General features: G+C 43.6%; 10 protein-coding genes. 6 read left to right on the top strand and 4 right to left on the bottom strand.

Going from position 1 to position 11,036, the window contains the following annotated elements; genetic code table 11:
* The first annotated feature begins 279 nt into the window (after nt 1-279).
* From RTS10_RS03790 to rnt, 3 genes are all read left to right on the top strand, one after another.
* Nucleotides 280-1,890, top strand: a complete 1,611-nt coding sequence (locus tag RTS10_RS03790) for a hypothetical protein (RefSeq protein WP_312539303.1) — start codon at nt 280-282, stop codon at nt 1,888-1,890.
* Nucleotides 1,891-2,080: 190 nt separating this feature from the next.
* On the top strand, nt 2,081-3,163 hold the full coding sequence (gene pyrC / locus RTS10_RS03785) for a dihydroorotase (RefSeq protein ID WP_312539302.1): 1,083 nt from the start codon (nt 2,081-2,083) through the stop codon (nt 3,161-3,163).
* A gap of 43 nt (nt 3,164-3,206) precedes the next feature.
* Nucleotides 3,207-3,935, top strand: coding sequence for a ribonuclease T (gene rnt / locus RTS10_RS03780; RefSeq protein WP_312539300.1), 729 nt, complete (start codon nt 3,207-3,209; stop codon nt 3,933-3,935).
* Between the two features lie 71 nt (nt 3,936-4,006).
* Here the strand turns inward: rnt and RTS10_RS03775 are convergent, their stop codons facing one another.
* The 4 genes from RTS10_RS03775 to RTS10_RS03760 form a co-directional block, all read right to left on the bottom strand.
* Nucleotides 4,007-5,221, bottom strand: coding sequence for an SEL1-like repeat protein (locus RTS10_RS03775; protein ID WP_312539299.1), 1,215 nt, complete (start codon nt 5,219-5,221; stop codon nt 4,007-4,009).
* Between the two features lie 175 nt (nt 5,222-5,396).
* Nucleotides 5,397-6,026, bottom strand: coding sequence for a 3-oxoacid CoA-transferase subunit B (locus RTS10_RS03770; RefSeq protein WP_050325035.1), 630 nt, complete (start codon nt 6,024-6,026; stop codon nt 5,397-5,399).
* A gap of 17 nt (nt 6,027-6,043) precedes the next feature.
* Nucleotides 6,044-6,751: a CoA transferase subunit A gene (locus RTS10_RS03765; RefSeq protein WP_007114900.1), complete on the bottom strand. Its 708-nt coding sequence runs from the start codon at nt 6,749-6,751 to the stop codon at nt 6,044-6,046.
* A 260-nt stretch (nt 6,752-7,011) separates the two neighbouring features.
* Nucleotides 7,012-7,647: an FxsA family protein gene (locus tag RTS10_RS03760; protein WP_096489146.1), complete on the bottom strand. Its 636-nt coding sequence runs from the start codon at nt 7,645-7,647 to the stop codon at nt 7,012-7,014.
* Between the two features lie 248 nt (nt 7,648-7,895).
* On the opposite strand from RTS10_RS03760, the gene ruvC reads away from it, so the two are divergent.
* The 3 genes from ruvC to RTS10_RS03745 all read left to right on the top strand — a co-directional run bounded on the left by ruvC (nt 7,896) and on the right by RTS10_RS03745 (nt 11,014).
* Nucleotides 7,896-8,498 (top strand): crossover junction endodeoxyribonuclease RuvC, encoded by a 603-nt coding sequence (ruvC, locus tag RTS10_RS03755; RefSeq protein ID WP_060994366.1) that lies wholly within the window; start codon nt 7,896-7,898, stop codon nt 8,496-8,498.
* Between the two features lie 154 nt (nt 8,499-8,652).
* Nucleotides 8,653-9,513: a formyltetrahydrofolate deformylase gene (gene purU / locus RTS10_RS03750; RefSeq protein ID WP_065252963.1), complete on the top strand. Its 861-nt coding sequence runs from the start codon at nt 8,653-8,655 to the stop codon at nt 9,511-9,513.
* Between the two features lie 103 nt (nt 9,514-9,616).
* Nucleotides 9,617-11,014 carry an MFS transporter gene (locus tag RTS10_RS03745; protein ID WP_312523280.1) on the top strand — a complete coding sequence of 466 codons (1,398 nt, stop codon included), beginning with the start codon at nt 9,617-9,619 and terminating at the stop codon, nt 11,012-11,014.
* The last annotated feature ends 22 nt before the right edge of the window (nt 11,015-11,036 follow it).

Here is an 11,036-nt window from a genome sequence, read left to right as displayed (position 1 = left end):
AAATTACCAATTTCTCGATGAGCAGAAAATGTTACGTGATTGATGCTAAAATATAATTTTTGATGTTGTCTACTTTACTAAGTTTGCACAAAAGTTACAACAAATTCTAATCATAATTTGATGAATTTAATCGAATTGAAATGGTAAGGTATCAACAAGATTTCTAAATTTAACGCTATTTTTTTAGAGGGCGTATAAAGAAGTTGCCCTGCAGCTACGATATCGCTAAAAACTCACTAACCATCCCAATGCCAAAAAATGTAAATTAAGTGACGAAATATGCTGTCAAAAAATCCTTCAACGCCTTGTAATATCATTGACCATATATCGTTATATCATTTTTGGGCAAACGCTCTGCCGCCATTGCTACCGATAGTCGCAGATGGCTCACACGTATCAATTTGTTATCTAAAAAAAGTGGTGCCTGAGCTATTAAAAGTCGTGCTTTATCAGTTATCGGCAAAAATTCAGCAAAATCCGTCATTAATCCATCAAACTTTGCCGCAGGTAACAGATAAAACTAGTTTTACCCCCGAATTTTTCACTACATTATTTACAAAAAATTTGACTGAAAACGGCATTAATTTTGTAACCCTAAAACAACTGTCTAAAAAAAGCGCATCGATTTTTGAGCAGTGGTTTGATGATGAAACCCAAAAAACGATGATTGCCGGCGTGCTACTGGAAAAAACCCATCTGCCCTTAGATAAGCTGTTAACTATTTGGCAAACCATCACTGCATTGGCGTCGATAAATTTGGCAGATATAATAAGTTCACTACAAAACACCATAGACTCAGCGCAGATTACTGAGTGGCTTGCGATGCAGCCGGTTTTTTTTATGTCGCCAGAAGATACGGGGCTGATAAATGCACTGGGTTTTAGGCGTGCTGTCAGTTTTCAAGCAATACAACAACAGCAATTAACATGGTCAAAAATTCAAAATATTACTGATTTGCCTGCCTATCAACAGCATATTGTCCAGCAAATGACTATTTATAAAGCGTCCAATTTTTTTAACATTGCACCAATAACCATCCCGCAGGCTCACTTTAATCAACAGGTGATTTCAAAAGGCAATCGTCAAATAAGTAAAGCGGTGACGTCAAACGCACAAACAGCCAGCAGTATTTTTGCCAAACCGCAAGTTCGCAAACCCGCTGATTGGATAGATAAGCTACAAAAAAATTGGATTGCGACCGCCACCGTATTATCTGTCACCGTTTTTGGCGGGGCAGGCGCGTTGGTGAGCGTCAAAGATAAGCCCGCCGCCACCCAACCCTCAGCAAAAATGTCAGTGGCACATCCGGTTTATCACGATGTGGCGATAGTAAAAGTCGCCTCTGTAGCGGCTAAGACTAATCCGATTACAATGACTGAGCGTGGCAAAAAAGCAGCTATCTCTGAACTACAAGAGAATAATAAACCACGAGATAATCACAAATCACAAGATAATAAGCATTCAGCGCAAGCTGAAAAAGCACGAGATACGAAAAAATCCGACACAAAGCAGCCTAACAAAGAGCGCAAAAAAACAACTAGCCCTGATTTTGGCAATGACTCTAACCTTGATTCTAGCCCTAACTCTAGAAATAATGCTAAAACAGATAACAAAAAAGCTAACTTAATGACCAAAGGCGACAAGAAACCCTCTGAAAAAGCTGCTAGCGCCAGCAAAAAATCAGCTGCTAACGATAAAACTGTAAAACAAAAATCGCCACAAAAAGCGCAGAAAGCCTCATCAACAACAACCGCCACTGACAAAAAATCCGCTAAAAAGCCTGACAAAAAAGCAAATAACACGATGGATAATAAGGCAGATGACAAAGCGAATAACAAAGTAAACAATAACGCGAATAAAAAACCTAGCAATAAATCCAAAACCCATTAATACCGGCATAAAAACTAACTGGCATAAAAACGACATAAACTGACGTATTATTTGTCAGATTACTTGGCTTACGAATATTTTCATGTCGTTTTTTGCCTAAAACTGCTATGATGCACAAGTTTTTCAACGCTTCAGTTATCGGTTTTTGACGTTGTTTTTTAAGGCACTCTCAAAACTGTTCGAGGAAATCATGAGCGCAGCGACTGCATCTATCAATACTTTTACTATTACTGCCCCTGATGACTGGCATATTCATTTACGGGACGGGCAGGCGCTTGCCACGACGGTGCCACATGCTGCGGCCAATTTTCGCCGCGCCATTTGTATGCCAAATTTGGTGCCGCCCGTCAAAACAGCCGCTGATGCTATCGCTTATCGTGAGCGTATTTTGGCGCGAGTGCCCAATGACAGTATCTCCCAGCAATTTGAGCCATTGATGACGCTTTACTTGACCGAGTCACTGACGGCAGAAGACATCGAAGCCGCCGTTAATTCAGGGGTAGTAAAAGCAGTCAAGTTATATCCTGCAGGTGCGACCACCAATTCTGCGGATGGCGTGAGCCATATCAATCATTGCACCGATGTATTTGCCAAGATGGAAGCGTTGGGTTTGCCGCTGTTGGTTCATGGCGAAGTGACGCACCATCATATTGATATTTTCGACCGTGAAAAACGCTTTATTGATGAAGTGATGGTCAATCTCATTGATAAATTTCCAAAATTAAAAATCGTTTTTGAACACATCACCACTAGTGATGCCGCTGACTTTGTGTTGTCACAGGGCAAAAATGTCGCAGCGACGATTACCCCGCAGCATTTACTGTTTAATCGTAATCACCTGCTGGTGGGCGGGATTAAACCGCATTTTTATTGCTTGCCGATTTTAAAACGCCAAAGTCACCAAAAAGTATTACTTGATGTGGCAACCAGTGGTAATCCCAAATTCTTTATTGGCACTGACTCTGCGCCCCACGCGACGCATACCAAAGAAAATGCTTGCGGTTGTGCAGGCTGTTACAGTGCATCGATTGCGCTGCCCTTGTATGCGCAAGCCTTTGAAAGCGTGGGCAAACTTGATAAGTTAGAAGGCTTTACCAGTATTCACGGGGCAAAATTTTATGGCTTGCCTATCAATAGTGATAAAGTGACCTTGGTGCGTGAAGCATGGCAAGTCCCCGAGCATTATCCTTATCTTGACGGTAAGGATTTGACCCCGCTGATGGCTGGACAAACGCTGGACTGGAAAGTGATGCCATTTAATTTAGCCGTATGATTGTTCACCCTTTATTTTTTCTGTTTTTTCCGCAAGGTAACGTATGACCGCCACAACTGAATCGATGACTATTGCCAACCGTTTTCGCAATTACTTGCCCGTGGTGGTGGATGTAGAGACAGCAGGGTTCAATCCAAAAACCGATGCCTTGCTTGAGATTGCCTGTATTCCAATTTTGATGGATGATACCGGGCGTTTTTACCCAGGTGAGGCGGTCAATGCCCATATTGAGCCGTTTGAAGGGGCAAATCTTGAAGCGCGCGCCCTGCAATTCACCGGTATCAATCCGCATAGCCCGATGCGAAAAGCCATTGCCGAAGATGAAAAAACCGCCATTCGCCGTATTTTTAAATATTTAAAAACGGTGCGTCAATCGACCCAATGTACCAAATGTATTTTGGTAGGGCATAATGCGCATTTTGACTTGGGCTTTTTAAATGCTTTAATTGAGCGTACCAATAGCAAAAATCAAAGCCAATTTCACCAGTTTTCCGTGTTAGATACCGTCACCTTATCCGCGCTTGCGTTTGGTCAAACGGTACTGGCGAGAGCGTGCAAACTCGCTGGACTAGAATTTGATGGCAATGAAGCGCATTCTGCCTTATATGACACCCAAAAAACGGCTGAATTATTTTGTTATATCTTAAACAATTATCCGCTGCTGACACCAAACTTGGCGAGCGATGAGGCTAATGATGAGGAGCATGATGAGCGTCAGGATAGCGATGACGAGGTCGTACTAGTGCCATCTGACGACCCAACGGATGGCTAAATTTTTTTAAATACTGTGATTGGGATATTTAACCTTGTTTAACATCCAAATCACGGCATTCATCCAAGTCTTTAAACTTTAACTGCCACAAATATCAGTATCATGAATATAATCAGCGCCGCAGTCGCAAGCGCCATTTTTTTGCCATAGCTAGTATCCTCGCGTTGGGTTTGCTTGAGTAATGACAGGGTGGCAATACCTTGTGAAATTCGTATGGCATCAGGGTGACCATGTGCCGCAGCCAGCTCTAGCCAGTATTTGCCCATCTCTCTATCTTGCTCGACCCCATGTCCTGCATAGTAGAGTTTACTGAGTAATTTCTCCGCGCGATTGTCTTGTTGCGAGGCTGCTTGTTGCAACAATAGCAAAGCTTGTTGGGAGTTTTGAGAAATCTTGAGTAAGTGATTGCCTTCAAATAGCCACAGCGCTCGACGCAGCAATGCATCAGCAAGACCATTCTCGGCAAATTCATCAATTATTTGTACGGCTTTTGACAAATTATCTGCTGATAGAGTGTTTTCGATTACATTTTCTTCGAGTACATTATTTTCTAATGCATTGATTTCTAATACGTTGCTTTTTAATAAATTGTCCCTTGATTGCGCTGCTTGAATCAGCGCAACCGCTTTTTCATACATTGCTCGGTTTTGCTCTGTCAGATTTGACTCAAGCCATTGAATGGTCTGCAAATCCTGTGCAAGCTCGCCAAAAATCGCATGTTTGTTGACCACTGCCTGTGATTCGGCAATGGATTTGCGCTGATTGAGCAGTCCTTCATGCAGTGTGGGATTGAGTAGCGCGGCTTCAACCTCTGCCTGATAGCGCGCAACTTCCTCTGCTTGGCGCTGCTGTTCTTCAAGTTGCTTTTGCTGTTCAATTTGTTTGGCTTGGGCTTTTGCTTGCGCAATGACTTGGCGATTTGAGCGTGTTTTTGATGGGATTTTGCGGGTTAGCGATTGAGAAGTAAGGGGGTTTTTGATCGAAGTGGGCGGCACCGATGACGCCGTTTTTTTAGCCATGCGCACAGATTTATCAGTAGCAGGGGTGACATTTTCCAATACCGCTTCATGATTACTGGGCCTATCCATCATGTTGGGTGCATCAATCACCGGGGTGATTTGCATTACTGTTTGGCTAAAATCTGGCACCTCGGCAAAGTCAAACCGATAAATTTGCGGCAATGCCACACCGTCATCGGCTGTCATCTCATTGGGATATTTACGATCAATCAGCGGATTGTCTTCATCGGTGATAAATTTGGGATGAGAGAAGCGAGATGCAATCATGGTGTTGGATAAATGTTGATAGTGATGTCATTATAGAGGACAAATAAGCGAAAGTAAAAAAACCAAAATCATAAAAAACCATAAAAAAGGACAGCATCACTGTCCTTTTTTCATTGTCCTTTTAATGGCAATTTAACGCTGACTTGATTGTAATAGCGCTGTTATTTTGCAGGTGTTATTGGGCAATGGTTACAGGCGTTTTTGATTGTAATTCTTCAAACGTGACACCGTCTGCCAGCTCAACCAGTTTTAGACCGTTATCGGTCACATCCATGATGGCTAAATCAGAGATGATACGATTCACCACTTTTTTGCCTGTCAGGGGGAGCGTACATTCAGCCAATACTTTTGGCTCGCCATGTTTGTTGGTATGTTCCATCAATACAATCACGCGTTGAACGCCTGCGACCAAGTCCATCGCGCCGCCCATGCCTTTGACCATCTTGCCAGGAATCATCCAATTGGCAAGATCGCCACTGTCTGAAACTTCCATCGCCCCTAAGATGGCAAGGTTGACTTTACCGCCACGAATCATGGCAAATGATTGTGAGCTTGAGAAAAAGCTCGCACCGGTCGCTGTGGTGACGGTTTGTTTACCTGCATTGATTAGATCTGGGTCAACTTTATCAGGTGTTGGGAATTCATCAATCCCAAGCAGCCCATTTTCTGATTGTAGCCAAACGTTGACGCCTTCTGGAATATAGTTCGCCACTAAGGTTGGCAAACCGATACCTAGATTGACATAAAAGCCGTCCTGTAGTTCTTTAGCGGCTCTTTGTGCCATTTGTTCACGAGTCCATGCCATGGTAATCTCCTTATATCCTAGTTTGTCTGTTCTTTGGTCGTCACTTTTTCGATGCGTTTTTCTGGGTTGGCATTGACCACGATGCGATGCACATAAATACCCGGCAAATGAATTTGGTCAGGGTCTAGCTCGCCAGTTTCCACCAATTGCTCAACTTCGACAATGGTGACTTTACCTGCCGTGGCGACATCTGGGTTAAAGTTTCGCGCCGTTTTGTTGAACATTAAGTTGCCCGCTTTATCCGCTTTTTGGGCTTTGACCAGTGCCACATCAGCGACTAATGAGCGCTCAAGGATATATTGACGACCGTCAAATTCACGTTCTTCTTTACCTTCAGCAATTTGGGTGCCTACGCCAGTGGCGGTAAAGAACGCAGGGATGCCCGCACCCCCTGCACGCAATTTTTCTGCCAGCGTCCCTTGTGGGGTCAATTCCACTTCCAATTCACCCGATAAAAACTGACGTTCGAATTCTTTGTTTTCACCCACATACGACGCAATCATTTTTTTGACTTGGCGAGTCTCTAGCAATAATCCTAAACCAAAACCATCGACACCAGCGTTATTGCTGATACAGGTCAAATCTTTAACGCCGCTATCTCGCAAGGCTTCAATCAAAGCTTCGGGAATACCACACAGACCAAAACCACCCACCGCAATCGTTTGTCCATCTTTGATGACGCCTTCAAGTGCCGCAGCTGCGCTGTCATATACTTTGCTGGTCATACATTCACTCCTTGTCGCTAACCAATGTTGTTAATATTATTTACCAAAAATAAAAATCACGCTCAAACCTAAAAATTCCAAAACGAAACAAATTGTATCATTATAGAATTTATATAACAAATTTTGTCTTAAGTAAATCACATTGCATGAATTTTTGCAAAAAGTAAACCCAGTTTTTCGCAAAAATAGGGCATAAAAAAAGGCATACTAGGGATGCCTTAAATTTATCAATTTTTAACAGTCAATTTTTTATCGATTGTCTAGTCATCATTGGCAGAGCGGGTGATGCGTTTGGCGTTGGAGTTGACCGTTTTGGCTTGTCCGTCAATGGTCGTGCCAAATTTACCGCCGTTGTTATTTTTGCTACCAAAGCCCCCGAACGGATTTTGTCCGCCCATACCACCAAATGGATTTTGACCGCCAAACGGGTTTTGTCCACCCATGCCGCCAAGACCCCCTAAGCCACCCATTTTTGAGGGATCCATACCACCCATTTTGCTTGCCATCATTTGCATCAATTTTTCTGGGTTTTTAGTGGCATAGTCTTTGGCAAAGGCTTTAAACTTATTTTGTACCGCGGGTAATAACACAATAAGTGCCGCAATATCACTTAAAATACCTGGCAGTACCAACAAGATACCTGCCACCGCAAAAGCAATCGCTTTAACCACGGAATTTTCATTGGGACGCATGGCAGGGTTAAGCATGGCAGCTTGCGCTTGTCCAGCCATCGGTTTTAAGGTGGCTATGCCTTTTTTAATGAGTGCGGCACCCACAAAGCCAGCCACGACAAACCACAAAAACACCCACCAGCCACTGACAAATTGTGCGATTAGATACCAAACTAGCATCTCAATAATCAACCAGACAATGGCAATCCCAACTATATTTCCCATGAAAATACGATTCCTAAATTGTGAATAAACTATAAAGATATAAAGAACAAACGATGAATCATTAACCAATGCAATAATGATGGGGGTAATGCATAAAACTATCAAATAGTTTTTTGAAATTCAGCAATTTTTTCGTTAAATTTTTGATAAATGCTATAATTTGACTATATTTTTAGCTTCGACTGCATTTTTAGTAAAGTTGTTTTGTGGGTATCTTTTTTTATGAGCATGTTTTACGAGCATCTTTTATGAGCATCTTTATTGGTATTGACCCAGGCTCGCGTCTGACAGGCTATGGCATCATTCGGTTGAGTGGGGATAAACTTGAACATTTGGATGCAGGCACGATTCATGCTTACAGCCAAGGGGAAACCATGCCCGAGCGGCTCAAGCGGATATTTGATGGGATTAGCCGTATCGTTGAGCATTATCAAAAATACACCAATGAACCCATGACCGCTGCCATCGAGCAAGTATTTATGGCATCAAACCCCGACACCGCGCTCAAGCTTGGGCAGGCGCGGGGTGCAGCGATTGCCGCTATGGTTGCCAAAGATTTGCAAGTAGCTGAATATACCGCACGGCAAATCAAACAAGCGGTATGTGGCTATGGCGCGGCAGACAAAGAGCAGATTCAGCTTATGGTCATGCGCTTGTTGAGCCTTGAGATACAGCCGCAAGCGGATGCGGCAGATGGGTTGGCGTGTGCGATTTGTCATGCCTATCATAGTCAGACACTGAATAAATTGCTCGGTGGGGCAGCGGTAATCGCTGGTCAAAGCGCAGGTGGACGCTCAAAGAAAAAAGGGCGCTGGCGCTTGACCGAAGTTGATTTGGGTAATTTAAGTTAAAAGATAGGTTAAAAGTTAGGTTAAAAGGCAGTGGGTAAACGAATCTCAAGAAAATTTTTATATCCCACAAGGCTTTTGATGGGTTTAGACTTCTTTGTCAGCACAAAAATCGCTACAATGGCATCTTTTGAAAATTGAACACAAGAAGTACCTCATGAGCCAACTAGCCACTGCAACTTTATTGATTAAATGCCAAGACCGCGCAGGTATTGTGCAAGCTGTATCCGAATTTTTTTATCGTTATGGCGCCAATATTATCAGCCTTGACCAATACTCGACTGAGCCCGAAGGCGGTCAATATTTTATGCGCCTTGAAATGGCTATCAATGATTTAGACAATATCATCGACAACATGAAAGGCAGTTTTGAGCATACCGTCGCTCGCATCTATCAAATGGAATGGAAACTATTTGATAATAGTAAACGTAAAAAAGTGGCGATTTTGGTGTCCAAATATGACCATGCGCTACTTGATTTGCTGTGGCGCTGGCAACAAGGGCAACTAGATTGTGAGATTACCTGTGTCGTCAGTAATCACCATGATTTGCGCCAAGCGGTAGAAAATTTTGGTGTGCCATTTCATCAAGTGACTGTAAGCAAAGACAACAAAGTACAAGCAGAAGCCGAGATTCAAGCGCTGGTAAAAGACTGTGATTTGTTGGTGCTGGCGCGCTATATGCAGATTTTGTCCGCTGAATTTACCGCCGCTTGGCACATGAAAATTATCAATATTCACCACTCATTCTTGCCAGCCTTTGTCGGTGCTGATCCATACCGCCAAGCGTATGAAAAAGGCGTCAAACTGATTGGCGCCACCGCGCATTATGTCACAGCTGACCTTGACCAAGGACCGATTATTGAGCAAGACGTGCACCGTGTCAGCCATCGCCACCATGTGGCAGAATTGCGGGCGATTGGACAAGATGTCGAGCGTAGCGTGCTGACCCGTGCCGTGCGTTGGCATCTACAAAACCGTGTGATTGTCACAGGCAATAAAACGGTGGTATTTAACTAATTTTTCATCTGTTATGTGTTGTCATTGCAGCTTATCTTGTTATTAGGGCGTAGTTTTTACGCCCCTCTTCCGACTATAAAAATAATCTACCTGTGGTAGTCCTATGCCGTTATCAAAGTCGCCAGCGCCACGATCCAACACTCGTATGACCCACTATAAAACCTTGGGCTTACTGCTCACCTTATACTTGGCTCAAGGCTTGCCCGCAGGATTTATCACCCAAGCCTTGCCAGCGATTTTACGTGAATACAAAGTCTCACTGGTTGCCATTGGTTGGTCGGGGCTGATTTTGGTACCTTGGGGGCTTAAATTCCTGTGGGCTACTGTCGTGGACGGCTATTATTCACAGAAAATCGGACGCGCCAAAAGCTGGATTTTGCCGATGCAAGGGCTATCGATTGTCATACTGATTGCGGTGGCATTTTTTGAACCGCATAATTTGGCACAAACCAGTTCGGTGATGACATTGTATGGGATGTTATTTACCTTAAGCCTCATTGGGGCGACACACGATGTGGCGACCGATGGGCTAGCAACCCGTTTGCTTAAAGCGGCTATGGCGCCCAAAGAACCGCTGACCCATGATATGCCTGTGCCTAATCTTGATTCGGTGAATCAAACGACCAATCACCATCATCGCCAAAGCCAAGGCAATGCCGTACAAGTCATCGGCTATCGGCTGGGGCTGATTATCGGTGGCGGTGTTTTACTGATGCTGTTAGAACAATGGGGCTGGCGTAATAGTTTTCTTGCCATGGCGGCTTTGGTGGCAATGAATACCGTGCCCATTGTGTTTTTTAAAGAGCACGCCAACACCTCGGTTATACCTTCCAAAAAACAAGTACAGGCAGAAAAATCTGGCAGTTTTAAGGCACTAAAAAATTACCTGAGCCACCATTATCAATATTTTTGGTCATCGCGGGAGATGCTGGCTTGGCTAGGGGTGTTATTGACCTATAAAATTGCTGATGGCATTTCAAGCGGTATGGTCAAACCGATGATGGTTGATGTTGGACTCAACTTGCAGCAAATTGGCTTTTGGGCAACTATTTTGGGCTCGGCTGCCTCAGTCGCTGGGGCAGGGGTCGCCACAATTTTGATGAAACGACTCACTCGCTTTACGTCACTGCTGTATTTCAATCTTGCTCAAGCGCTGACCACAGGGTTGTATGGGTTGGTCGCTTATGGGTTTTATCATCAGTTACTGACTGATTTTTTGTGGCTCTATGTCGTCAATGCACTGGAGCATTTTTGTGCATCGTTGGCGCTGATTGCGATGCTCACGACCATTATGCATTATTCACGCCCTGCCAATGCGGGGAGTGATTTTACCGTGCAGGTTTGTCTATTGACGGTGTTGGGCGGCTCAGCGCATTTTGCCAGCGGCTATATGGCGCATTTTTTGGGCTATCAATGGCATTTTTGGGTGAGTATGCTAATTGGTTTTGTTTGTCTTACACCAATAATTTACTGGCATAAATTACAAAGTAATGAGAAATAATTTCATTTTTAATTGATTTTTG

Origin of the sequence: Moraxella sp. CTOTU47616, from assembly GCF_032017465.1 — a bacterium.
GTDB lineage: Bacteria > Pseudomonadota > Gammaproteobacteria > Pseudomonadales > Moraxellaceae > Faucicola > Faucicola tetraodonis.
Note: the sequence above shows the minus strand (reverse complement) of the source record. Positions and strands in the feature narration are given on the sequence as shown.

Excerpts from the sequence above, each read along its gene's own strand:
- RTS10_RS03790 (WP_312539303.1), top strand. The coding sequence starts at position 280 with ATGCTGTCAAAAAATCCTTCAACGCCTTGTAATATCATTGACCATATA.
- pyrC (WP_312539302.1), top strand. The coding sequence starts at position 2,081 with ATGAGCGCAGCGACTGCATCTATCAATACTTTTACTATTACTGCCCCT.
- rnt (WP_312539300.1), top strand. The coding sequence starts at position 3,207 with ATGACCGCCACAACTGAATCGATGACTATTGCCAACCGTTTTCGCAAT.
- RTS10_RS03775 (WP_312539299.1), bottom strand. The coding sequence starts at position 5,221 with ATGATTGCATCTCGCTTCTCTCATCCCAAATTTATCACCGATGAAGAC.
- RTS10_RS03770 (WP_050325035.1), bottom strand. The coding sequence starts at position 6,026 with ATGGCATGGACTCGTGAACAAATGGCACAAAGAGCCGCTAAAGAACTA.
- RTS10_RS03765 (WP_007114900.1), bottom strand. The coding sequence starts at position 6,751 with ATGACCAGCAAAGTATATGACAGCGCAGCTGCGGCACTTGAAGGCGTC.
- RTS10_RS03760 (WP_096489146.1), bottom strand. The coding sequence starts at position 7,647 with ATGGGAAATATAGTTGGGATTGCCATTGTCTGGTTGATTATTGAGATG.
- ruvC (WP_060994366.1), top strand. The coding sequence starts at position 7,896 with ATGAGCATCTTTATTGGTATTGACCCAGGCTCGCGTCTGACAGGCTAT.
- purU (WP_065252963.1), top strand. The coding sequence starts at position 8,653 with ATGAGCCAACTAGCCACTGCAACTTTATTGATTAAATGCCAAGACCGC.
- RTS10_RS03745 (WP_312523280.1), top strand. The coding sequence starts at position 9,617 with ATGCCGTTATCAAAGTCGCCAGCGCCACGATCCAACACTCGTATGACC.